General features: G+C 65.1%; 27 protein-coding genes. 4 read left to right on the top strand and 23 right to left on the bottom strand.

The genetic code is table 11. The annotated features are described in order from the left end of the window. The first annotated feature begins 66 nt into the window (after nt 1–66). Nucleotides 67–966 carry a LysR family transcriptional regulator gene (locus ATY02_RS03420; RefSeq protein WP_068578677.1) on the top strand — a complete coding sequence of 300 codons (900 nt, stop codon included), beginning with the start codon at nt 67–69 and terminating at the stop codon, nt 964–966. On the opposite strand, the gene ATY02_RS03425 is transcribed toward ATY02_RS03420, so the two are convergent. The 22 genes from ATY02_RS03425 to ATY02_RS03530 all read right to left on the bottom strand — a co-directional run bounded on the left by ATY02_RS03425 (nt 934) and on the right by ATY02_RS03530 (nt 20,175). Continuing rightward, entirely contained in the window at nt 934–1,425 is a 492-nt protein-coding gene (locus tag ATY02_RS03425) for an excinuclease (RefSeq protein ID WP_068578674.1), read from the bottom strand. The two genes, ATY02_RS03420 and ATY02_RS03425, sit on opposite strands and share 33 nt — an antisense overlap. 202 nt (nt 1,426–1,627) lie before the next feature. After that, nucleotides 1,628–2,074: a hypothetical protein gene (locus ATY02_RS03430; protein WP_068578672.1), complete on the bottom strand. Its 447-nt coding sequence runs from the start codon at nt 2,072–2,074 to the stop codon at nt 1,628–1,630. A 20-nt stretch (nt 2,075–2,094) separates the two neighbouring features. Further along, nucleotides 2,095–3,321, bottom strand: a complete 1,227-nt coding sequence (locus ATY02_RS03435) for a beta-ketoacyl-ACP synthase (protein ID WP_068578669.1) — start codon at nt 3,319–3,321, stop codon at nt 2,095–2,097. Next, the gene (fabG, locus tag ATY02_RS03440; protein ID WP_068578667.1) at nt 3,321–4,049 is read right to left on the bottom strand and encodes a 3-oxoacyl-ACP reductase FabG; all 729 of its coding nucleotides are present in this window, start codon (nt 4,047–4,049) and stop codon (nt 3,321–3,323) included. The genes ATY02_RS03435 and fabG overlap by 1 nt, the downstream gene beginning before the upstream one ends. Then, entirely contained in the window at nt 4,046–4,519 is a 474-nt protein-coding gene (locus ATY02_RS03445) for a hotdog family protein (protein ID WP_068578665.1), read from the bottom strand. Before ATY02_RS03445 ends, fabG begins: the two co-directional genes overlap by 4 nt. Then, on the bottom strand, nt 4,516–5,712 hold the full coding sequence (locus ATY02_RS03450) for a beta-ketoacyl-[acyl-carrier-protein] synthase family protein (protein ID WP_068578663.1): 1,197 nt from the start codon (nt 5,710–5,712) through the stop codon (nt 4,516–4,518). The genes ATY02_RS03445 and ATY02_RS03450 overlap by 4 nt, the downstream gene beginning before the upstream one ends. Next, nucleotides 5,709–6,194: a DUF3261 domain-containing protein gene (locus ATY02_RS03455; protein ID WP_068578661.1), complete on the bottom strand. Its 486-nt coding sequence runs from the start codon at nt 6,192–6,194 to the stop codon at nt 5,709–5,711. Before ATY02_RS03455 ends, ATY02_RS03450 begins: the two co-directional genes overlap by 4 nt. Beyond that, a complete protein-coding gene (locus tag ATY02_RS03460; RefSeq protein ID WP_068578659.1) occupies nt 6,191–6,952 on the bottom strand; it encodes a class I SAM-dependent methyltransferase in 762 nt (253 codons plus the stop codon). The genes ATY02_RS03455 and ATY02_RS03460 overlap by 4 nt, the downstream gene beginning before the upstream one ends. Next, nucleotides 6,949–8,196 (bottom strand): NAD(P)/FAD-dependent oxidoreductase, encoded by a 1,248-nt coding sequence (locus ATY02_RS03465; RefSeq protein ID WP_068578657.1) that lies wholly within the window; start codon nt 8,194–8,196, stop codon nt 6,949–6,951. Before ATY02_RS03465 ends, ATY02_RS03460 begins: the two co-directional genes overlap by 4 nt. Next, nucleotides 8,183–9,373 carry a sodium:proton antiporter gene (locus tag ATY02_RS03470; RefSeq protein WP_068578655.1) on the bottom strand — a complete coding sequence of 397 codons (1,191 nt, stop codon included), beginning with the start codon at nt 9,371–9,373 and terminating at the stop codon, nt 8,183–8,185. The genes ATY02_RS03465 and ATY02_RS03470 overlap by 14 nt, the downstream gene beginning before the upstream one ends. Then, on the bottom strand, nt 9,367–11,709 hold the full coding sequence (locus ATY02_RS03475) for an MMPL family transporter (protein ID WP_068578652.1): 2,343 nt from the start codon (nt 11,707–11,709) through the stop codon (nt 9,367–9,369). The genes ATY02_RS03470 and ATY02_RS03475 overlap by 7 nt, the downstream gene beginning before the upstream one ends. Beyond that, nucleotides 11,693–12,298: an outer membrane lipoprotein carrier protein LolA gene (locus ATY02_RS03480; protein WP_068578651.1), complete on the bottom strand. Its 606-nt coding sequence runs from the start codon at nt 12,296–12,298 to the stop codon at nt 11,693–11,695. The genes ATY02_RS03475 and ATY02_RS03480 overlap by 17 nt, the downstream gene beginning before the upstream one ends. After that, nucleotides 12,295–12,720, bottom strand: a complete 426-nt coding sequence (locus ATY02_RS03485) for an acyl-CoA thioesterase (protein WP_068578649.1) — start codon at nt 12,718–12,720, stop codon at nt 12,295–12,297. Before ATY02_RS03485 ends, ATY02_RS03480 begins: the two co-directional genes overlap by 4 nt. Beyond that, complete coding sequence (locus ATY02_RS03490) at nt 12,713–14,257, bottom strand: HAL/PAL/TAL family ammonia-lyase (protein ID WP_068578647.1); 1,545 nt, start codon at nt 14,255–14,257, stop codon at nt 12,713–12,715. Before ATY02_RS03490 ends, ATY02_RS03485 begins: the two co-directional genes overlap by 8 nt. Beyond that, nucleotides 14,238–15,182: a glycosyl transferase gene (locus ATY02_RS03495; protein WP_068578645.1), complete on the bottom strand. Its 945-nt coding sequence runs from the start codon at nt 15,180–15,182 to the stop codon at nt 14,238–14,240. Before ATY02_RS03495 ends, ATY02_RS03490 begins: the two co-directional genes overlap by 20 nt. Further along, nucleotides 15,179–15,913: a glycosyltransferase family 2 protein gene (locus tag ATY02_RS03500; protein WP_068578642.1), complete on the bottom strand. Its 735-nt coding sequence runs from the start codon at nt 15,911–15,913 to the stop codon at nt 15,179–15,181. The genes ATY02_RS03495 and ATY02_RS03500 overlap by 4 nt, the downstream gene beginning before the upstream one ends. A gap of 19 nt (nt 15,914–15,932) precedes the next feature. Further along, complete coding sequence (locus tag ATY02_RS03505) at nt 15,933–17,606, bottom strand: acyl-CoA synthetase family protein (protein WP_068578640.1); 1,674 nt, start codon at nt 17,604–17,606, stop codon at nt 15,933–15,935. After that, nucleotides 17,603–18,148, bottom strand: coding sequence for a hypothetical protein (locus tag ATY02_RS03510; protein ID WP_068578638.1), 546 nt, complete (start codon nt 18,146–18,148; stop codon nt 17,603–17,605). The genes ATY02_RS03505 and ATY02_RS03510 overlap by 4 nt, the downstream gene beginning before the upstream one ends. Further along, nucleotides 18,145–18,399 carry an acyl carrier protein gene (locus ATY02_RS03515; protein WP_068578636.1) on the bottom strand — a complete coding sequence of 85 codons (255 nt, stop codon included), beginning with the start codon at nt 18,397–18,399 and terminating at the stop codon, nt 18,145–18,147. Before ATY02_RS03515 ends, ATY02_RS03510 begins: the two co-directional genes overlap by 4 nt. 9 nt (nt 18,400–18,408) lie before the next feature. Beyond that, nucleotides 18,409–18,681: a phosphopantetheine-binding protein gene (locus ATY02_RS03520; RefSeq protein ID WP_068578634.1), complete on the bottom strand. Its 273-nt coding sequence runs from the start codon at nt 18,679–18,681 to the stop codon at nt 18,409–18,411. Continuing rightward, nucleotides 18,650–19,471: a lysophospholipid acyltransferase family protein gene (locus ATY02_RS03525; RefSeq protein WP_068578632.1), complete on the bottom strand. Its 822-nt coding sequence runs from the start codon at nt 19,469–19,471 to the stop codon at nt 18,650–18,652. Before ATY02_RS03525 ends, ATY02_RS03520 begins: the two co-directional genes overlap by 32 nt. Further along, complete coding sequence (locus ATY02_RS03530) at nt 19,447–20,175, bottom strand: beta-ketoacyl synthase chain length factor (RefSeq protein WP_068578630.1); 729 nt, start codon at nt 20,173–20,175, stop codon at nt 19,447–19,449. Before ATY02_RS03530 ends, ATY02_RS03525 begins: the two co-directional genes overlap by 25 nt. Before the next feature lie 311 nt (nt 20,176–20,486). Between ATY02_RS03530 and ATY02_RS03535 the strand changes: the two genes are divergently transcribed. Beyond that, nucleotides 20,487–21,257, top strand: a complete 771-nt coding sequence (locus ATY02_RS03535) for a ParA family protein (protein WP_068578628.1) — start codon at nt 20,487–20,489, stop codon at nt 21,255–21,257. Between the two features lie 51 nt (nt 21,258–21,308). On the opposite strand, the gene trxC is transcribed toward ATY02_RS03535, so the two are convergent. Next, nucleotides 21,309–21,743, bottom strand: a complete 435-nt coding sequence (gene trxC / locus ATY02_RS03540) for a thioredoxin TrxC (protein ID WP_068578626.1) — start codon at nt 21,741–21,743, stop codon at nt 21,309–21,311. Between the two features lie 228 nt (nt 21,744–21,971). Between trxC and ATY02_RS03545 the strand changes: the two genes are divergently transcribed. After that, nucleotides 21,972–22,268, top strand: a complete 297-nt coding sequence (locus tag ATY02_RS03545) for a type II toxin-antitoxin system HigB family toxin (protein WP_022640299.1) — start codon at nt 21,972–21,974, stop codon at nt 22,266–22,268. Further along, nucleotides 22,265–22,666, top strand: coding sequence for a helix-turn-helix domain-containing protein (locus ATY02_RS03550; protein WP_068578624.1), 402 nt, complete (start codon nt 22,265–22,267; stop codon nt 22,664–22,666). Before ATY02_RS03545 ends, ATY02_RS03550 begins: the two co-directional genes overlap by 4 nt. Nucleotide 22,667 lies beyond the last annotated feature (1 nt).

Here is a 22,667-nt window from a genome sequence, read left to right on the forward strand (position 1 = left end):
GCTAATGATTCTTTCCAATATATTGTTCGACCTGTTTGATAGGTTTTACGACTCAATGGAGCCTTCATGGAATTGCGTCATCTGCGCTACTTCATCGCCGTGGCCGAGGAGCTGCATTTCGGCCGCGCGGCCCAGGTCCTGGGCATCTCCCAACCGCCTTTGAGCCAGCAGATCCAGGCCCTGGAGCAAGAGATCGGCGCACGCTTGTTCGAGCGCACCAATCGTCGGGTCGAACTCAGCGAGGCCGGTCGGCTGTTCCTCGAAGAGGCCCGCCTTGCGCTGGCCCAGGTAGACAAGGCAGCTGACGTGGCCCGACGCGCGCAGTTGGGTGAACTGGGCGAGTTGAAGATCGGCTTCACCTCCTCGGCGCCCTTCAACTCGACGATTCCCCAGGCGATCTTCGCCTTTCGCCAACGTTTTGCCGCGGTGCACCTCAAGCTCAAGGAAATGAGCAGCACCCAGGTGGCCGAGGCGCTGGTAGACCAGGCCATCCAGGTCGGCATCATGCGACCCTTGCCCCTGCCGGATTCGCTGTCGGTGGTGGAGCTGTTGCGCGAGCCGCTGGTGGCGGTGCTCAGTTCCAAGCACCCGCTGGCCGAGGGGCGCGAAGAAGGCCTGTACCTGTCCGAGCTGGCCCACGAGCCCTTCGTGTTCTTTCCCCGCAGCTATGGCAGCGGCTTGTACGCCCAGTTGCTGAACCTGTCCCGGGATGCCGGGTTCACCCCGCATTTCGCCCAGGAGGCTTCGGAGGCCATGACTATCATCGGCCTGGTGGCCGCGGGCCTGGGCGTCTCGGTGTTGCCGGCGTCCTACCAGCGTATGCGCATCGATGGCGTGGTCTATCGCCGGTTGCTGGACCCGGAGGCGATGACGGCGGTGTGGCTGGTTCAGCGCAAGGACCAGTGCTCGCCCATGGCCAAGGCCTTTGTCGAACTACTCACGCGCAAGACCGGGGCCATGCCCTGAAGGGCTATTGGCGCGGGGCGGTGTTTGCAGCAACACCAGGTCGCCGCGCAGCGCTACGCCGGCCATCAACACTCCGGCGTGGCATTCGTAGGTGTTGAGGTCCTTGCGCACACGGTGCTTGTAGTAGCTGACGATATTGGTCACGGCGTTGGCGCCGACCCGCTTGGCTTCGGCCTGCAGGCTAATCAGGGCCGATTGCAGGGCCCATTCGCAGGCAGCGATATCGCTCTTGTTGAAGGCATTGGTCTTTTTGTTGGTGGCCCGTTCGATCGCCTTGACCTGCAACACCGCCGGGTGCGGGTTGCCCGCCAGGTAGAAACTCACGCTGCCGTCCAGGCGCCCGGCACGCAGGGCATCGGACACTACGCTCTCGAAGGGCATGTACATCAGGTTGGTGGCCCGGCTGTCAGGGCTGAAGACGGATAACAGGGCCAGGGCAATCAGCGCTTTCACTTGCATGGTCGGCTCCTTGACGGATGTGAAAGGCAAGCCGTCATGGCGCGTCGGCCCGCTGTTGCGAGTGTAGACGCTGATCGATCTTGTAGCTGCTGCCGAGCGGGCGAGGTTGCACCCTGGCCGTCAGGCCTTCAGGGGTCGCAGGCTTACGCCCGCGTTGTGCCCGTGCGCAGCCTCGCTGGCGCTCGACAGCGGCTACAGGGGGTCATTGGGCCGCGGGAAAGGCCTTGGTCGAGTTGGACAGTTGTTGCGCGGTGCGCTGGTTCTGGCCGTCGCGCAGGTCCCGCAGGATGCCCTTGTCCAGCAGGCGTACCCAGCGGATGTAGTTCTTGTGGATCTTGCCGTCCTTGTAGTCCAGCTCGCGGCTGTCGCGGTAGACGATCTTGTAGTGGCTGGCGGAATACTGGATATCGATCTTCGCGTAGAACTGCTGGCGTACGGTGATATCCGCCTGGATCAGGTCGGGGCCGATTTGCTGCACGGTCCACTTGCGGGCTACCAGGTTCTTCAGGATCGCCTGTTTGACTTGCTCATGGTCGGCCTGGATGGTGGCCGGGATGTTCCGGTTGGGGGTGTACATCGGCTTGCTGGTGCAGGCTGCGGTGCCCAGCAGGGCGAGGACGATCAAGGTGGCGCGAAGCAGGGAAGACATTCCATTTTCTCCAGTGGGGGTCAGGACCAGCGACGGAAGATCAACGAGGTGTTGACGCCGCCGAAGGCAAAGTTGTTGTTCATCACGTATTCATGGCTCATGGCACGCAGGCCACCCTGCAGGTAGTCCAGCTCGCCGCAGCGAGGGTCGACCCGGTCCAGGTTGCAGGTGTGCACGTACAGGTCGCGGTTGAGCATCTCGATGCTGAACCAGGACTCCAGGGCCCCGCAGGCGCCCAGGGTGTGGCCGAGGAAACTCTTCTGCGAGCTGATGGGCATGCGGCTGCCGAACAGGCTGCTGGTGGCCTGGGTCTCGGCGATATCGCCCTGTTCGGTGGCGGTGCCATGGCCATTGACGTAGCCGATGGCGGCGGGCGCCAGGGCGGCGTCCTCCAGCGCCAACTCCATGGCCCGGCGCATGGTGGCCTGCTCCGGGCGGGTGGTGTGCTGGCCATCGGCGTTGCTGCCGAAACCGACGATTTCCGCGTGGATCCGCGCACCCCGGGCCAGGGCGTGCTCCAGCTCTTCCAGGACCAGCATGCCGCCGCCTTCGCCGATCACCAGACCGTCGCGATCGCAATCGTAGGGCCGCGGGCTGCTGTGGGGCGCGTCATTCTTCAGGCTGGTGGCATACAACGCATCGAACACCATGGCTTCGGTGGGGCACAGCTCTTCGGCGCCGCCGGCGAGCATCAGCGGCAGGCGGCCGAACTTGATCGCCTCATAGGCATAGCCGATGCCCTGGCTGCCGCTGGTGCAGGCGCTGGAGGTGGGGATCAGGCGCCCGGTAAGGCCGAAGAAGATGCTGATATTGGCCGCCGTGGTGTGGGGCATCATGCGCACGTAAGAGTTGGCGTTGAGCCCTTCGGCCACCGAGTTCAGCAGCATGTTGCCGAAGGCCTTGATCTCGTCCGTGCTACCGGTGGACGAGCCGCAGGCCACACCCATGCGCCCATCCTTGATCGAGGGGTCGCCCAGCAGCCCGGCATCGGCCAGTGCCTGTTCGGCGGCGCCGACCGCGAGCCGCGAGACCCGGCCCATGCTGCGCAATTGCTTGCGGGTCCAGTGCCCGGGCACGAGGAAATCGTCGATGGGGCCAGCCAGGCGGGTATTGAGTTCGCTGAACCTGTCCCATTCGTCCATGCGCCGGATCCCGCTGCGGTTGGCGGCGAAGCGCTCGACGATGCTGGCCCAGTCGTTGCCCAGGGAAGTGATGCCGGCCATGCCGGTGACGACCACGCGTTTCATCAGCACAGGCCCCCGTTCACCGCCAGTACCTGGCGGGTGATGTAGGCGGCTTCGGCGGACATCAGGAAGTTCACCGCGCCGGCCACCTCTTCCGGGGTGCCCATGCGCTGCGCCGGGATCATCTTCAGCAGTTCTTCCACCGGCACGTTTTCGTCCAGCATGGCGGTGTCGATCAAGCCCGGGGCCACGCAGTTGACGGTGATCTTGCGCTTGCCCAGTTCGATGGCCAGGGCCTTGGCGGCGCCGATCAGGCCGGCCTTGGACGCGCTGTAGTTGACCTGGCCACGATTGCCGATCAGTCCCGAGACCGAGGTGATGCAAACGATGCGGCCAGGGGCGCGGCGGCGGATCATCGGCATCATCACCGGGTGCAGGACGTTGTAGAAACCATCGAGGTTGGTGCGCAGCACCTGGTCCCAGTCCTCTTCGCCCAGGGCCGGGAAGGCACCGTCGCGAGTCAGGCCGGCGTTGAGTACCACGCCGTAATAGGCGCCATGGGTCTCGACATCGGCTTCCAGTACGGCCTTGCAGGCCGCGCGGTCGCAGACGTCGAATTGCAGGATGCGGGCCTTGCGGCCCAGGGCCTGGACCTCGACCTGGACGGCTTCAGCTTCGCTGCGGCCGCTGCGGCAGTGCAGCACCAGGTCATAGCCGGCCTGGGCCAGACGCAGGGCGATGGCGCGGCCGATGCCACGGCTGGAGCCGGTGACCAGTACGGAGTCAGTCATGACGGGGTTCCTGTAGAGGGGGCAGGTGTTTCCTGCAGGTAATCGGAGACCTGGGGCGGACGGAACACGTTCAGGCGTGCGCTGGCGGTGATGCCGGGCCCATCCAGGTGGCACTCGAACACACCCATGCCGTTGTCGTCCTCGAGGGAGCGCAAGGCATGGATCTGCAGGATGCTGCCGACCGGGAAATGTTCGACATTGCACTGGAATTTGCGGGTGCCCAGGAGGAAGCCCAGTTCCACTGCCTGGCCCTGTTGGCGGGCGCGGCAGCCCGCGTAGGCCGCGACGCTCTGGGCCATCAGCTCGATGCCGACCCATGCCGGCAGGCTGCCGTCGGGGCGGTTGAACAGGCCGCCGGGGCGAACCTCCAGGCGCGTGTGGATCTGTTCTTCATCGAAGTCCAGGACGTGGTCGATGAGGATCATGTCCCCGGCATGGGGCAGCAGTTCGGCGAGGGGCCAGTCAATCATGGGGCATCTCCGATAATCAGGCTGACGTTGTTGCCGCCGAAGGCGAAGGAGTTGCTCATCAGGCGGCGCGGTAAGTGGACGTCCAGGCGGTCGGCTGCGGTCACCCAGCGCAGTGCTGGCAGGGCCGGATCGGCCTGGTTGTCCCAGACGTGGGGCGGCAAGGCCCGGGCGGGATTGTCGGGGCTCAAGGCCAACCAGCAGAACGCCGCTTCAAGGGCTCCGGCGGCACCCAGGGTATGGCCGCTCATGGGTTTGGTCGAAGAGCAGGGCACGCCATCGGGAAACAGCTGCGCCACGGCCAGGCTTTCCATGGCGTCGTTGTGTTGGGTGGCCGTACCGTGCAGGTTCAGATAGCCGATCTGTCCCGGTTCCAGCCCGGCGCTGCGCAGGGCCTGGCGCATGGCTTGCAACGCGCCGCGACCATCGGGGGCCGGCGCGGAAATATGGTAGGCATCGCAGCTGGCACCCGCGCCCAGCAGGGCGCTGGAAGACCCGGGCGTGGGCTCCCGGGTCATCAGGAACAGCGCTGCCGCCTCCCCGATGTTGATGCCGTTGCGATGCTGGGAAAACGGATTGCAACGCTGGCCGGATACCGCCTCCAGGGCTGAGAAACCGTTGAGGGTGAGTTTGCACAGGCTGTCGACACCGCCGCACAACACCGCGTCGCAGACCCCAAGGTCCAACAGGCGCCGGGCGCTGAGCAGGGCCCGGGCACTGGAGGTGCAGGCGGTGGAGATCACATAGGCCGGACCGCTCAGTTGCAACCAGTCGGCGAGAAAGTTTGCCGGTGCCCCCAGTTCCTGCTGGCGATAGTCGTAGTCTGCGGGGAGCTTGTGGTCCTGCAGGTAACGGGCGATTCCCTGGCTGGCTTCGTCGATCCCCGAGGTGCTGGTGCCCAGGACGATACCGATGCGGGCCTGGCCATAGCGCTGGATGGCCCGGTGGATGTCATCCTCGATCTGTAGCGTGGCCTCCAGCAGCAACTGGTTGTTGCGACTGCGGTGAGCCTCCTGGCCGGCCGGCATGTCGGCCAACGGCCCCTGTATCGCTGCCACCGGCAGGCTGCGACCGGGCACCCATCGGGGCTCCTCGCGCATCCCGGAGCAGTCCCCGGAAAACAGGCTGCGGGCGACTTCACGGCGATTGCGTCCCAGGGCGCAGATCACTCCCAGGGCATTGAGATAAGCGGTCATGGCGTGGCCTCGGCGCTCAACGCGGTGATGTGGTAACGCGGGCCGTCCGTTAGCTCCAGGGTGAAATCCAGCGCCTGTCGATAGTCGACCTGCCAGCGTGGCTCCAGGCGACGCTGGTTGTCCTGTTGGTGGGCATTAGGGTAGCTGTCGGACAATTGCTCCCCGGGCGTCAGGGCGAACAGCAGTGCGGCGAACAGCTCCCGAGCTTGCGGATTGGGGGGCAGCAGGCCGTCGGCCTGCCACTGTCCTGCTACCAGGCGCTGGCGTGCCAGGGGAATGCCCAGGGGGTCCATCAACGACCAACGCAGGGCCTGGCCCTCGGCCTGGACCACCAGTAGCCAGTCCTGGCTCTGGTCCTGGAGTTGTCGCTGCACATGCAGTTGCAACGGCAATGGCAGCGAGGGCGTGTGCTCGGGTAGCGGCGCCCGGCTGGCACACGCGCCCAGCAACAGGAGACAACCGAGCAGCAGGGCACGGATCATGCGGATGGACCTTGCTCGTCGACAGGGGGATCGAGTGGCTTGCGGGCCACGACATTGACCAGGGTTTCCTCGCGCTGGCCCACCGGCGGCGGCTGGCGCAGGCCAAGGCGTTCCAGCAGACCGAAGTCCTTGGCCCGACTCCACCACAGGTAGGGATAGGACACGTTGTCTTGGGTGAACTCGAAACCTTGCCGGGCAATCATCTGCAGGTACTGACCGGCGCTTTTTTGTACGTGCATCGGGTGGCGGAACAGCCAGCGAATCACCCAGGTGTCGATATAGGCCTCGGTGGATTCGGCGAACAGCAGGTAGCCGCCGGGCTTGAGCACCCGATAGAACTCGGCCAGGGCTTTTTCCTGTTCCACCAGGTGGTGGAAGGTCTGGTGGCAGAACAGCAGGTCGACGCTGGCGTCCGCCACTTTCAAGGTGGCGCAATCGCTGCCGATCAGTTCCACCTCCCACTGCTGGCGCCGGGCTTCCTCGGCGCTGAGCTTGAGGCTATGGGGGTCGGCATCGACACCGATCAGGCGCTTGGGCGCGAACACCTGGCGCAGGTACTGGAAGGACTTGCCCTGGCCGCAGCCGGCATCCAGCAGCACCGGGTTGCGCGGCGGCTCGCCATCGAACAGTGAGCGCAGATCGTTGATAGCCACCCGCAGCACATGGTGCTGCCAGGTTTGGCTGCGCAGGAACCAGAAACCGAAGCGGGTTTCCTCGACGTAGCTGTCGCTCAGGAACTGCGGGTTCTGGCCATTCATGCGCAAGCCCTCGCACAGACTTCCGACAGCGCCTTGAGCCGGCGGCGCGGTTCGCTGACGAAGGGATTGCGGGTATCCCAGGCATAGCCGGCGAGGATCGAGCTGATCATGCGGCGGATCTCCTGGGAGCTGCCCGGGTGGTAGATCACATCCTGGAAGGTGCCGGCGTACCAGCCCTCGACGTAGCAGCGGAAAGTGTCCACGCCGCGCTTGAGCGGTTCGGCGAATTCCTCTTCCCAATCCACGCTCTGGCCTTGCAGCTGACGGTGCAGCACGCTGGCGGCCATGCTCGCCGAGCGCATGGCGATGGTCACGCCCGAGGAGAACACCGGGTCGAGAAATTCCGCGGCATTGCCCAGCAAGGCGAAGCCCGGGCCGTGCAGGGTACTGACATTGGCCGAGTAGCCACCGATGGTCCGGGCCGGGGTGTCCCACTCGGCGTTTTGCAGGACCCTGGCCAGGCTCGGGGTCTGGGCAATGAAGCCGCGCAGGCAGGCATCCAGGTCGCTATCGCGCCCGGCGAAGTGAGACTCGGCGGCGACCACGCCCACCGAACAGCGCCCGTTGCTGAAGGGAATGCTCCAGAACCAGATGTCGCGGTGTTCCGGATGGGTGGTGATGAGGATCTTGTTGCGATCGAAGTGCTCGCAGTCGATGCGATCCTCGATATGGGTGAACACCGCCCGGCGTACCGGGAAGTTCGAGGGGGCCTCCAGTTGCAGCAAGCGTGGCAAGACCCGGCCGTAGCCACTGGCATCGAGGATGAAGTCGGCCTCGATACGGTACTGGCTGCCGTCTTCGCGGCGACATTCCAGCTGTGGTTGTGCTCGCTCGATGTCCACCGCGATGACTTCCTGTCCATAGCGGATCTGCACCCCTTGCAGGGCCGCCTGGTCGGCCAGCAACTGATCGAAGTCGGCCCGCTGGACCTGGAACGTGGTGGGCTTGCCGTTGCTGAAGGTGTCGCCGAAATCGAAGGTGCTGTAGTGCTCGCCCCAGGCGAAGGCCGCGCCGTTCTTGAGCTGGAAACCGGCGTCCTGAACGGCCTCGAGCATGCCGGCCTCCTCGACGAAGTCCAGGCAGTGGGACAGCAGGCTTTCGCCGATGGAGAAACGCGGGAAATGTTGGCGCTCGACGATCAGTACGTCGTGGCCCTGGCGCTTGAGCAGCGCGGCCGCGATGGCCCCTGAAGGGCCGGCACCGATCACCACGACCTGGCGACGTTCCATTTCAACTGTTGGCACTAGGGCTCCTTGCCGGTTTGGCGATGTTCAGATTCGAGGAGGCCACGTTCTGCGTGGCCGGAGGTATTCGGTGCAGGCCGGCCAGGGCCGGTAGCAGGGTGGCGATCAGGCCCATGAGCATCAGCGCGAAGTACAGCGCCGGGCTGATCAGTTGCTGTTGCAGCAGCAGGTTGAGAAACACGATCTCGCTCAGGCCGCGGATGTTCAGCAGCAGGCTTTCGTGCCAGCGCCTGGCACCTTCGAAAGACGCGCCGGCCCAGCTCAGGCCCAGCCAGTTGCCCAGCAGCTTGCTGGCGATCGGCAAGAGCAGCAGCGCCAGCAGTTGCACCCAGCCCAGACTGTCCATGGCCCCATGGACATCGATCTGCACGATGCCAAAGGTCAGGATCAGCGGGATGGCGACAAAGGTCTGCAAGCGTTCCATCCAGGCTGCCTTTAACGGCAGTGCCAGCGGTAGCTTGAGGGCCGCCATGCACAGCAGGTAGCCGATGCCGAATATCAGGGCATTGAGCCGGTAGTGCTCGGCGACCACCAGCAGGCCGAAGAAGCCCAGGCTGTAGACCATGGAGTGGCGCAGGCCGAGGCGACGCAGCAGCAAGGGCAGGCAGGCGCCGGCCAGGGGCAGTAGCAGGCTGTTCAGCTCCAGGCTGCCCTGGGCCAGGGCGAACAGGCTCCAGCAGGTCAGGTCGATGAGGATCGCGGCCTGCACCAGGCGCCGTGTGGCCCGGGCCGGGTACTGGATATGCCGCAGGTACAGGTAGAGCACTGGAATGGCGGTAATGGCGAACAGCAAGCCCAGCGCCAGGGTGCCCAGCCAGGCTTGTTGCGGTATTAGCCAGGTGGCTGCGGCCAGGCCGCAGGCAAAGGGGAGGCAAAAGCTCGGGAGGGCGATCTTCAGGCTCTGGCGATCCAGGCGCAGGTCGATGACATCGCTCAGGATATGTCCCAGCAGCAGGGCAAAGCCCAGGCTATAGGAGTGCTTGAGCCACGACGGCGCCACCAGTTGCGCACCACTGAGCCCCCAATGGGGCTCGACCCAAAGCAGCATCAGCAGAGGCAGGCCGAAGGTCGCCAGCAGCAGCTGGCTGACGATCGGAATCAGGCCCAGGCGTCGGCCGACGTGCGTGGCCAGGGCGAACAGGGCCAGGACCAGCAGCCAGAACAGGAGGATCAGCACGTTGGTTGCTCGGTGGTGGCTCCCGGATGCGCCCCGTGGCCGGCCCAGGGCGCGAGGATGAAGCTGAACGCCAGCCCCAGGCTCACGGCAAGGCCGAAGTTGCTCACCGCCGGGGTACTGGAGATGGCCAGCAGGCCGAACGACAGCCAGGTCGTCAGGGCTGCCAGCAAGGTACCCAGCAGGCTCACCGCGGCGCCGCCGATCTGCTCGCGCATGAGAATCGCGTAGTCGACGCTGATCGCGGTCACCAGCAACAGGCCGAACAGGCTGAACAGTGTCAGGGGTTGCCCCAGCCAGCCGAGGCTGGCCAGGCTGCACAGGGCCGCCAACAGTGGCAGGGCCACCAGGCGCAGGGCGCCACCGATACCGAAAGGCAGGATCAGCAACAGCACGATCAGTACGCAGGAGGCCAGCTTGAGCTCGGCGGCGCTGACCTGGGTGGCCGCGAACACCCGGTTCAGCTCGCCCAGGCGGTCGACCAGCTGCACTCCTGGCAAGTCGTCGCTCTGCACCCGCAGCAGGGCGGCGTCATTGAGGCCCTGCAGGCTGACCATCGCCGCTACGCCATCGCTCGTTGCTCCCAGCCATAGCGGTCGGTAGGGCTCGGCCAGGGGACCGGCGAGGGCGCTGTCGATGTCTTCCACGGGCAGCTGTTGCAGCGCTTGGAGTTCAGCCTGCAAGGCGTGTTCCGGTACGCCCAGCTCCAGCAGTGGCTGCCAGAAACCGGGCAGCTTGCCGAGTGCCGCACGCACGCGCTGTTGGTCCTCGGGAGGGCTGAGTAACTGGTTCAGGCCCAGGTAGCCCTTGAGCTTGCCCAGGCTGACCAATGCCTGGAGGCGCTCATCCAGGGCATTCAGGCGCTCCAGGAGTTGCTGCTGGTCGCTCGCCCGCACCAGGAAGAACTGGCTGGTGGGCTGGTAGCCGGTGATCCGCACGATGGCCTGGGCCTCTTGCAGCAGTTGTGGCGGCGCGCTCACCCACTGGCGGATATCGTTCTTGCTCTGGAGTTGCCACAGGCCGGCGGCACAGAACAGCCCCAGCAGGACCAGCAAGATCGGGCTCGGCACTCGCGCCAGTAGCGCAGCGCGGAGGCGGAGCAGGGCTTCGGCGACCTGCAGTGGCCAGCGTGCCGGGCGTGGCTCTACATGCTTGAGCAGCGCCGGCAGCAGGCACACCGCCGACAGGTAGGCCCCCAGCAGGCCAGCGGCGGAAAACACAGCGATCTGGGTCAGGGCCGGGAAGGGGGTCCAGGCCAGGGCCAGGTAGCCGATGCAACTGGTGACCAGGCTCAGGGTCAGGCCCGGCACGGTCAGGCGTAAGGCCGGCCAGCTGCGCCAGGGATTCAGGCTCCAGCTCTTGGACAGGTAATGCAGGGGATAGTCGACGGCGACCCCGATCAGGCTCGAACCCAGGACCAGGGTCATGACATGCATGTGGCCGAACAGGGCGACGCAGGCCACGGCACCGAACGACATGCCCACCAGCACCGGGACAAAGGCCAGCAGCGCGCGCCAGCGACGAAAGGCCAGGAGCAGCAGCGCCAGGATACCCAGGGTCGCACCACCGCCGACCCAGGTGATTTCCCGCGAGGCTTGTTGTTGTCCGTTGGCGGCATACAGCAAGCCGCTGGCCGCCAATAGCTGCACCTGCTGCGTGGCCGCTTGCTCGCGGCTGTGCTGCAGCAGTTCGGCCACTTGCAGGGGCAGTTGCATGTCGAAAGCGTTGCCGCCGGTGTGGGCGCGCAGCAACACCCAATGCTTGCCATCGGCCTCGGCCACCAGGGCACCGCTGCCGACGTCCAGCTGTACCGCACCGTGTTGCGGCTGATTGTTCTGGATGCGCCCGGTCAGGCCCAGCCAGTCATCCTGGCTGGGTACCAGGGTGAAGCCGGCGAAGGGGTCGAACAGGCTCTGTACCCGTTGCTGGATGAAGGCCTGGGGCTGTTCGAGCAGCTGTTGGCGATCCTTGGCCGAGAGCATCGCCAGGCGGCCTTGCAGCAGTTGCTTGCGCAGCGCCGGCAGGTCGGCTTGCAGGTTCCACTGGACCTTGTCGAACAGGCCGCTGGCTTGCCACTGCTCGCCCAGCTCTCGGGCCATGTCCAGCGCCCGTTGGCGTTCGGCATGCCCCACCAGTACCAGGATCTCCCGGTTCAACGGCTCCTGCATACGTTGTTCGGCCTGGAGCTCCAGGGCGTCGGGAGCCGTGCCAGGCACCAGCTCCATGAGATTGGCCGACAGCGGCGCGCCATGGCGCCATTGCCAGGCACCCAGGGCCAGGACCAGCGCCAGCAGGATCAGGAAGCATCGCGGTAACCAGCGCTCACTCGGCAAAGTCATGTTGCTCCGTGTCACTCAGGGGCTGGGCGCTGGTGCTGTCCTGCATGGTCATCACCGTGCGGTCGCCCTGGGTCTCCAGCAGTTCGATGCGCTGCACCAGGCTGCCGCCCTCGATGTTGATCTGGGTGAAGATCTGCTGGAGCAGCAGCGAGCGAGGAATCAGCTGCAACTGCCAGGCTTGCGCGCTGCCTTGCAACTTGAGTTCGAAGTCTCGTTGCAGGCCGCTGCTGTCACCTTGCAGGACGGCGAGGAACAGGCGGTTCTGTTCGGCCCCGGCGCTCTTGCCCGGCAGCATCTGCCAACCTGCGCCGTCGCGTCGGGCGATGCCCTTGGGCGTCATGCGGTAGTCCTGCTGCAGTGGTGTTTGCAACAGCCACAGCAGGCCATGGTTCCTGGCCAGGACGAAGTGGCCCTTGCTGGTCAGTGGCTGGGCCAGGGCCCGCAGGTGTTTTTCCTGGATGAAGCGGCCATGGATCACCTCCGGTCGCGCAAGCTGGTCGCTCAGCTGTTGCAGATCGAAGGCCTGGGCCTGGGAGGGCAGGCCCAGCACCAGCAGGCAGGCCAGCAGCAAGGGTTTGCAGAAATTCATGGCAGCAGGCGCTCCACGGCGTCGGTGAATACCTTGGGTGAAGCCAGCTGCATTTCCCGGCTGGCGATGTCCACGGCCACTTGCACCGAACTGGCGCGGGTCAGGCGTTCGCCGCTGGCCTGGTCGGTGATCAGGTAGTTGATCTTCAGGCGGTGCTCCCATTCCACCAGGCTGGCGCGCACGTTCAGGGTCTGGCCGAACACCGCGCCACGCACGTAGCGCAATTGCAGGTCGATCACCGGCCAGGCGTAGCCGGAGTCGCGCATTTGCTCGTAGTTGTGCCCGAGCTTGTCCAGCAGGGCGCAGCGGGCGACCTCCAGGTACTTGACGTAGTGCCCGTGCCAGACCACGTGCATGGTGTCGATGTCGAAGAACGGCACCAGGATCTGGGTATCGGCGTATATCGCTCCCTGGCTACGCATGCAGCCTCCAGTGCCGGTTGGCGATGCGTTGCAGGCACAGGCGCAATTCGCCCTCCAGGGCCCGGTCCTCGATCACTGGAGGGAAGTCCTCGGCCAGTTGCCGCTGCATGGCCGCGAGGGCCGGAGGCAGGGGCCGGGCATCGGCTTCTCGGCTGCGCAGCCAGACACCCTGGTTGGCGGCCAGCAGGCTCGCGGCGGCCACTTGTTCGGTGAGCTCCAGCACACGAATGGCGTCCCGGGCGGCGATGGTGCCCATGCTCACCTTGTCCTGGTTGTGGCATTCGGTGGAGCGCGAGAACACGCTGGCCGGCAGGGTGTTCTTCAAGGCTTCGGCCGTCCAGGCGCTGGCGCCGATCTGTACCGCCTTGAAGCCGTGGTTGAGCATCGCTCGCTCAGCGCCCGCGCCAGACAGGTTGCTCGGCAGGCCATGGTTGTAGCGCACGTCCACCAGCAGTGCCAGTTGGCGGTCAAGCAGGTCGGCAACGTTGGCCACCAGGTTCTTCAGGCTGTCCATGGCGAAGGCGATATGCCCGCCGTAGAAGTGCCCGCCGTGGAGTACGCGCTCGGCCTCGGCATCGATGATCGGGTTGTCGTTGGCGCTATTGAGCTCCGTCTCGATGAACGAGCGCAGCCAGCCCAGGCTGTCGCCCAACACGCCCAGTACATGGGGCGCGCAGCGCAGGGAATAGCGGTCCTGGAGGCGGTGCAGGGGCGCGGCAGGCGCGTCGATCGCCAGGTCCTGGCGCAACCAGGCTGCCACTTGCATCTGCCCCGGATGGGGCTTGGCAGCAAACAGGCGTTCATCGAAGTGCTCTGGATTGCCTTGCAGGGCCACCACGTTCAGCGCCGTGATACGGGTTGCCAGGCGCAGCAGGTAGTCCGCGCGAGCGAAAGCCAGGCAAGCCAGGCCGGTCATCACCGCCGTGCCATTCATCAGCGCCAGGGCTTCCTTGGGTCGCAGTACCAACGGCTCCCAGCCCAGCTCGCGGTGGACGTCGGCCGACTCGCGGCGTTCGCCACGAAACAGCACCTGGCGTTCGCCGGACAAGGTCGCGGCCACGTAGGACAGTGGCGTCAGGTCGCCGCTGGCGCCCACCGAGCCCTCTTCCGGGATCAGCGGCAGGACGTCCAGGTCGAGGAAGGCTTGCAGGCGTTCCAGCAGTTCCACGCGGACCCCGGAGACGCCTTGGCACAGTGACTGCAAGCGCGCGGCGAGGACGGCGCGGGTGGCCTGTGGATCGAGCAGTTGGCCAAGGCCGCAGCCGTGGAAGGTGTACAGATGACGGGGCAGGGCCTCGACATGTTCCAGTGGCACCGCCACCACGCATGAGTCGCCATAGCCGGTGGTCACGCCGTAGATCACCCCTTCCTTGTCCAGGAGGGAGTCGAGGAACTGCGCACCCTTGGCAATGCCCCGGCGCCAGTCGGCGTCGCTTTGCAGGCGCGTCGGTACCTGGCGGTTGGCCAGGGCCAGCACGTCTTCGATGCGCAAGGGGTGTTCGCCGAAGGTTACCGGCTCATGGGTCGAGGTTGTCATCGGTTTTCCAGAATGGGTAGAAGTTGAACCATTGTTGCGGGGCTTTTAGGCAGTATTGGCCCAGGCGCTCGGCGTAGCGGGCGGTCCACTGGGCGATCACTTGCTGGCGGTCGCTGCGCTTCCACTGCACGGCTTGGGCAAAGGGTTCGAGGATCACCTGGTAACGGCCCTGGTGCTTGAGGCACAGCAGCAGGTTGACCGGGCACTTGAGCAGTCCGGCCAGCAGCCAGGGGCCTTGGGGAAAGGCTGCGGGGTGGCCGAGAAAGTCCACCCGCACGTTGCGTCCGCCATGCAGGGGGACGCGGTCGCCGGCGATGGCCAGCCATTCGCCGCGCTCCAGGCGTTGGCTCAGTTGCAGCATGGTCGCCGGGTCCAGCTCGCTGACCTGGATCAGCCGCAGGTTGCTGGCCCCGGCCTCGCCCAGAAGGCGGTTGAAGCGCTCGGCGTGCCGGGTGTGTACCAGGACGTTCATGGTCACTTGCTCGCCAAGCTCGGCCAGCGCCCGGCAGACTTCCAGGTTGCCCAGGTGCGCGCCCACCAGCAGTTGGCCACGCTCGCTGCGCAGTTGCTGGCGCAGGCCGGCCGGATCGACGATCTCGATCTGTTCCAGGCGCAGCTTGCCGTTCCATACATCGAGCTTGTCCAGCAGGGCATCGGCAAAGGCCATGAACTGGCCGAACACCCGACGCTGGCTGGGCAGCAGGTCGTCGCGCCCGGCAAAGCGGGCCAGGCGCTCCTGGTACTGCCAGATACTGCGGCGGGCGCTGCGTCCGAACAGGAAGAAATAGAACACGATGGCGTACAGCAGCGGGCTCAGCACACGGCGTCCCAGGACCCGTACGCCGAAGGCGGTGAGCTTCATCAGCCAGAAACTGCCGCGCTCGCGATGCTCGGCCCAATGCCTGCTGGAGGGTTCCTGGCTCATGGACGCCACCGGCGCCAGAGGATCAGCGGCAAGCGCACCAGCATGCCTAAGAACAGCTTGGCGTGCATTTTGGAAATCAGCGCGTTGTCGTGCCACAGGCGAAAGTGCGAGAGGCCGTCCTGGGGATAGTGGACCCGGGTCGGCAGCCAGAGCATGGCCTGGTTGCGCCAGGACAGGCGCACGAGAATCTCCGGGTCGAAATCCATGCGCCGGCCCAGTGCCACGGAGTCGAGCAGCTCCAGGGTCGGGGCCAGTGGGTAGACCCTGAAGCCGCACATGGAGTCGGGAATCTGCAGCGACAGGCTGTTGATCCAGACCCAGATGTGGGTCAGGTAGCGGGCATACAAGCGCCCCTTGGGCACGCTGGCGTCGTACTGTGGATAACCGCAGACCAGGGCCTGGGGCGCAAGGCGTGAGTGCTGGATGAAGTTATCCACATCCGTCAGGTCGTGCTGGCCATCGGCATCCACTTGCAGGGCATGGCTGAAACCCAGGTGCGCCGCCTCCCGCAGCCCGGCCATGACCGCGCCGCCCTTGCCCTGGTTGATCGCCAGGCGGACCAGGAACACCTGCTCGCGACCTGCCAATTGTTCCAGTACTGCGGCGCATTGCTGGCTGCTGGCATCGTCCACCAGGACGCAAGGCACGCCCCGGGCCAGGAGCGCCTCCACGACCGCTGGTACGGCGGTTTCATGGTTGTAGACCGGAATCACCGCACAAGGGTTATGCACAGGCGTGCTGGCCGATGATTTATCCACAGGCTGGCTCCAGGACAATACGTCCACTGGAGCAGGGGGCGCCGTCATTGAGGTAGGCGAAGTACAGCTTCTGCCGTTGGGCGTCGAAACGCAGGTGCAGTTCGATGCGATCGCCCGGGCGGACCAGTTGCTGGAACTTCAGTACTTCCATGCCAGCAAAGCGTTCCGGCAGCTCAAGCAACTGCTGGCCCAGGGCCAGGGCCCAATCCACTTGCACCACCCCAGGCAGGACCGGGGTCAGGGGGAAGTGGCCGCTGAAGTAGGCCAGGTCCGGGGGAACGGCCAGTTGCAGGCGCCATTCGTCTTCATGGCATACCCGCTCCAGCACTTCGGGGTGCTGCGGGCGCGGTGCCTCAAGCAGGGCCTGGACCTGCGCCTGGGGGAGCTTGCCCTGGGCGTTGAGTGGCAATTGGCGGAGCAGGCGCCAGCGTCGAGGCAGGGCCAGGGCTTCGCAATGTTGCGCCAGGTGCTGGCGCAGGGCCTGGGTCAGGTTGCGCCGGCCCTGGTTGCGCAAGGCGTGGAGGCCTGGCTCGCTGAGTACCAGCAGGGCACCCAGGTAGGCGCGGTTTTCCTCGATCACCCCCAGCCGTGCTTCCGCGACCCAGGCATGGCGTTCCAGGGCCTGCTCCAGCATGGGCAGGGAAATGCGTTTTTCCTCCAGCTTGACGATACGATCCAGGCGACCCAGCAGTTCGAAGCGGCCATCGGTGGCAATCCGTGCGGCGTCGGCGCTGTGCTCGACATGCCCGGCTGGCAGGTAAGGCGAGGTGATCAGCAGGGCTCCGTCGGCATCCAGGCTCAGGCCGACCTCGGCGAACGGCTGCCACAGCGCCTGGCCCTGGCGCCAGGCAATGCCGCCGGTTTCCGAACTGCCGAGGATCTCGGTGGGCCATTGTCCCAGCCGTTGTTGCAGGCTGCTGGCCGCATCCGCCGGCAAGGCGCCGCCGGAAGAGAACACCCGCCGCACCTGGCTCAGGGCCGGCCAGTCGAGATTGTCGCCCATGCGCTTGAGCAGGGCGGGGCTGGCGACCCAGGCAAACGCCGGGCACTCGCGGCTGGCTCGCTGCAGGTCCTCGGGGAAAGGCAACTGGCGCCGCATGAACGGGCGTCCGGCGCACAGCGGCCAGAGCACGCGAAACAGCAGGCCATAGATGTGTTGGGTGGCGACACTGCCAATGATCCAGGCCTGGCCGAGGTCGTTGCCCCAGAGTCGCTCCAGGGCCTGCACTTCATTGGCCAGTTGTCGCAGGGTCTTGTCGATGCGCTTGGGTTCGCCGCTGGAGCCGGAGGTGCACAGGCTCAGTCGACAACGGTCGAGATCGAGTTCGGTCGCAGCCAGCGGGCTGGCCTGCATCGGTTGCCAAGGGGTGTCGTGGTCGGTCAGCCACAGGTCGACATCCGCCGCCCAGCGCTGGCGGGTCTGGGCTTGCAGGTCGGCCGGCAGCAACACACTGGCCCCGGCGCGCCAGGCACCGAGCAGGGCCACCGCCAGTTCCACGGCATCTTCCAGGTAGATCGCTACCCGCTTGATGCCGCGTTGTTCCAGGGCTGCGGCCAGGCTCAAGGCCTGTTCCTGCAGGCGCTGCAGGTCGATGCCGGGATGGGCGCTGACCGGCCGTGGGCTGTGCGTCTTGAGCAGCAGTTGCTCAAGGGGAATCCAGTTCATCTACGGCCTCGTACCCGTTGTCGTAAAAGCCATTCAATGGCAAACAGCAAGCCCATCAACCCATAGGCGATCAGGCCGTTGTACAACGTCCACCAACTCAGCGGTGCCCAGAGCGTCAGGGCGGCGGCGAGCGCGCCATTGCAGAGGAAGAACAGGCTCCAGGCGATGGTTACCTGGCGGGTGTAGCGTATGGCTTTCTCCGGCAGGTCCGGTTCGCTGAGGCGGGCCAGGCGCTCGGCCACTGGCGGTCCGTACTTCAGGCTGAGGCCGAAGAGGCCGAGCATGAAGCTGCTGATCAGTACCGGGTACCAGCGCAGTAGCCCGGGGTGATCGAGCCACGCCAGCAGCAGGCAGAAGATAATGGCCATGGCCGCCATCCACCGGCTGCCGCGATCGCGTCCGCCCGTCAAGGCACGGGCCAGCCACAGGCTGCCCAGCAACAGGCCGAACTGCCATGGCGCGAAATGCTCCATGCCCAAGTACACGGCGAAGGGGTAAAGCAGGCCGGCCAGCAACAAGCCCAGGCCGATCAGTCGGCTCATGCCGCCGGCTGGACCAGGCGATACACCGCCTCGACCACATCGTTGACGGTACGCACCGACTTGAATTCCTCGGCGGCGATTTTCTTGCCGGTCTGGCGCTTGATGTGGTCGATCAGGTCGACGGCGTCGATGCTGTCGATTTCCAGGTCCTGGTACAGGTTGGACTCCAGGCTGATGCTGGCGGGCTCCAGCTCGAAGAGCTCGACCAGGGCGTCGCGCAGGGTGTTGAAGATGTCGTCACGGGTTTGCATGGTCGGTTCTCAAGCTGCCTGTTTTGCGCTGACGAACGCCGCAAGGCTCGCCACGTTGCTGAAATGGTTGCGGGTGTCCTTGGCGTCGGCATCGATCTTGATGCCGTACTTCTTCTGGATCGCCAGGCCCAGCTCCAGGGCGTCCACCGAGTCCAGGCCGAGGCCTTCGCCGAACAGCGTCTGCTCGTTGTCGATGTCCTGGGCACTGATGTCTTCCAGGCCCAGGGCGTCGATGATCAGCAGTTTGATTTCAAGAATCAGGTCCGGGTGTGTATCGCTCATCTCTGGCGAGCTCCTTGGTGAAATAGTGGTGCAAGTGCTCATTGAGCTTGCGCGAAGCCTGGGGCGCGGGCCCCTGGGCTGCAAAGGTCTGTGGGTCTATATCGGCACCGACGTGAAAACTGAAGTGCACGCGGCGCTGCGGGATTCGGTACCAGGGTTCGGCCTTGGTCAGGGTGCTGGGGCTGACCTTGATCACCACCGGGGTGATCACTCTGGCACCGCGCAGGGCGATTGCCGCGGCTCCCCGATGAAAGGTCGGGGCCTGGCCTGGCTGGGTGCGGGTGCCTTCTGGGAAGACGATCAGCGTCTGGCCTTCGTGCAGTGCCTGGGAGGCGCCATCGAGCATGTCCAGGCTGCCATCGTTGCTGATGTACTGTGCGGCGCGCACCGGGCCCCGGGTGAAGGGGTTGTTCCAGAGGCTTTCCTTGACCACGCAGTTGGCATCGCGGACCAGGCCGATCAGGAACACCGCGTCGATCAGCGATGGGTGGTTGGCGATAATCATTTGTCCTGGGCGTCCGAGCTGTTCGGCACCCTGGACGTCATGGGTGAGCACCCCGCTGCGCGCCATGAAGCGGATGAACAGCCAGAACAACCGGCTGACCGTCTTGCGCGCACGCAGGCGCTGGCGCCGGGCATCGCCGGGCAGGCAGGCAAGCAGGGGGAAAATCACCAGGCGCAGGCATAAACCACCTAGTCCGAACAGTGCGAAGCTCAGGGCCGTGGCCAGCAGGCGCCAGAGATAGGCGTCGCGGCCCTTGGTGCCTACCGGTTGCGTTGCCAGGTCCATACGCGACTCATCCAGGCATGTTGGCATTGATGCTGCGCACCGATCAGGGCGCGCAACAGGTTCAGGGCGTGGGGCCAGGGAGCCCTGGGGAGCTGGCCATCGTGGTGGCCCAGGGACAGTTGCCAGTCGTCGCCCGGGGTCAGCAGCAAGCCCAGGGCGTAGGGAAATGGCACGTCGTCGATCCAGTCGGCGTACACGGGCGGTGGTTGTTCCTCGGCAATCACCAGCAGCACGTGGGAGGCGCCCTCGGACAGCAACGCCGCGGCTTCCAGCAGACCGTGCTCAAGGCCGTCGCCGGCGGCCGCCAGGGCCGACATCTCGCTGGTTTCGCCGCGCATGATGGACCACAGGCCGATCACTGCGTTGTGCACCGAAAGGCTGAACTGCGTGGGGGACAGCGGCTGTTCGGCGGCCAGGTCGCTGAGAATCTCGAAGGTCCGCGGGGTTTCGCCGTGACGGGAGATGAACACCAGGGGCAGTTGCTCAAGGCCTTCGGCCAGGGGCCAGCCCACGCTGAACGCCATGCGCGCCAGGCGGCTGAGACGGCGCCGCTGCATGGCGGGCAGGAAGGACACGTCGGGGGCACTATCGCTGGTTTCGGGCAGGGCCGGATGTTGGCCCCATGCCTGCCAGGCGTCCACGCTTTCGAGCCCAGGGGCCCAAGCACGCCATTGGGCGATATTGAACTTGATCAATTGGTTCATCCCGCCCCTGCGGGCTTCCTTGATGTGGTGCAGTGCTTGGAAATACTGACTGACCGGGGGGACGCGAGTGCGTCGGTGGCGCGCATTATCCCGGTGCGACTGGCTTGTAGCAAATGCTGGTTGGGCTGTTGGTCGCAAATCGAGGCGATGACGCCGTGTTCGTTGATGTCGTTTTGCCGCTATTGGCTTTCTGCCTTGGGCTAGCGCTCCGCCAGGCCCCGGGGCGGGCCGAGGATCTTGTGTTGCCGAGGTAGCTAAGCGGCTGCGGGGGCTACTACACTCGGGGATCTTTGATACACGGAGGTTTTGACATGCGGCGTGTGGTGTTCAATCAGAAAGGTGGCGTGGGCAAGTCCAGTATTGCCTGCAATCTGGCGGCGGTCAGCGCCAGCGAGGGTTATCGCACCTTGCTGGTGGACCTGGATGCCCAGGCCAACTCGACCCAGTACCTCACCGGCTTGACCGGCGAGGACATTCCGATGGGGATCGCCGACTTCTTCAAGCAGACCCTGTCCTCTGGCCCGTTCTCCAAGAAGAACCAGGTGGATATCTACGAGACGCCGTTCGACAACCTGCATGTGGTGACCGCCACGGCCGAGCTGGCGGACCTGCAGCCCAAGCTGGAGGCCAAGCACAAGATCAACAAGCTGCGTAAGTTGCTCGACGAGTTGTCCGAGGATTACGAGCGGATCTACCTCGATACCCCGCCTGCCCTGAACTTCTACGCGGTATCGGCGTTGATCGCGGCCGATCGTGTGCTGATCCCTTTCGATTGCGACAGTTTTTCCCGCCAGGCCCTGTACGGCCTGCTGGCTGAGATCGAGGAGTTGAAGGAAGACCACAACGAAGCGCTCGAGGTCGAGGGCATCGTGGTCAACCAGTTCCAGGCCCGGGCCAGCCTGCCGCAACAGATGCTCGACGAACTGATTGGCGAGGGCCTGCCGGTGCTGCCGGTGTACCTGGCCAGTTCGGTGCGCATGCGTGAATCACACCAGGCCAGCCTGCCGCTGATCCATCTCGACCCACGGCACAAGCTGACCCAACAGTTCGTCGACCTGCACCACCTGCTGGAAAACGCCTGACCCTGCTGTTGCCGTGAACGCAAGGCTTTGGCCGGCGCTCACGGCGTTCTCTCAAATCCCCTGGCTGCGCAACCAGCCGATCAACTGTGGCAAGGGCAGGGCGCCGCTTTGCCGCGCCACCTCCCGGCCATTCTTGAACAGAATCAGGCTTGGAATCGAGCGAATGCCCAGTTGCGCCGAAAGCTGCTGGTTGGCTTCGCTGTCCAGCTTGGCCAGGCGGCATTTGCCGCTCAGTTGCGCGGCGGCTTGCTGGAAGGTTGGCGCAAAGGATTTGCACGGCCCGCACCAGTCTGCCCAGACATCCACCAGCAACGGCAGGTCGCCCTTGATCTGGCTGGCGTAGTCGCCCTGTTTCAAGTCAAAGGGTTTGTCCAGCAACACCTCGGCCTTGCAGCGCCCGCACTTGGGATGGTCCCCCAGGCGCTCGGCGGGGATGCGGTTGAGGCCGTTGCAATGCGGGCAGGGAATCAACAGTGGGTCGGTCATGGTCGGGTTCCGGGTCAGTGGCCAATGGCACCTATCTGGAGTCGTGGCGTGGATTTATCAAGCCGCCGGGCCGGTGGTTGCATCCGCTCACATATCGGCGGGCAGTCGGTGCTGCGCAATCTCTAGTCTTGCCAGAAGGCGGACCGTCGGTCCGACCGACTGCATAGCGTATTGCTATGGTCGGATTTGCTGATTAGCCTCGATAGCAACATGCGATAGGGAGGTTGCATGCATATCATCACCGCAAAACGTATCTGGCAGGCCAAGGAGCAGTGGCCGCAGACCGCACGAGCGCTGGATACCTGGTATCGCAAGGCCAAGGGCGCCAGGCCAGAGGACTTTTCCGATATGAAGGCGTTGTTTCCGGCGGTCGATAAGGTCGGGCGCTTCCATGTCTTCGACATCGGCGGCAACAAACTGAGGTTGATCGCACTGGTGCGCTATGGAGTCCAGCGGCTCTACATCAGGCATGTACTGGACCACGCCAGCTACGACAAGGGGCTGTGGAAGGAGGAAATAGAATGAGCGTACTGGTCAGCCAGGCGGCGGAGCACTGGCAATTCGTCGCGCCGCTGCTGCGCAAGCCCAGGACCGAGGCCGATTACGATGCTCTGGCCCTGGCCCTGGATGAATTGCTGGACATCATGGGCGAGGATGAGGCTCATCCGCTGGCCTCACTGGTGGACATCATCGGTGATTGGATCGAGGCCTATGACGAAGAGCATCGGCCGATACCTCCCGTCAGTGGCGTGGAGGTCTTGCGCTCGTTGATGCACGAGCACGGCCTGACCCAGAGCGACTTGCCCGGGGTCGGGGCGCAATCGGTGGTTTCCGAAGTGCTGAGTGGCAAGCGCCAGCTCAACCTGCGGCAGGTGCGCTGGCTGTCCGAGCGCTTCAAGGTGGCAATGGAAGTGTTCGCCTGAC

The organism is Pseudomonas sp. BIOMIG1BAC (assembly GCF_001705995.2).
In the GTDB taxonomy this organism is placed as follows: domain Bacteria; phylum Pseudomonadota; class Gammaproteobacteria; order Pseudomonadales; family Pseudomonadaceae; genus Aquipseudomonas; species Aquipseudomonas sessilinigenes.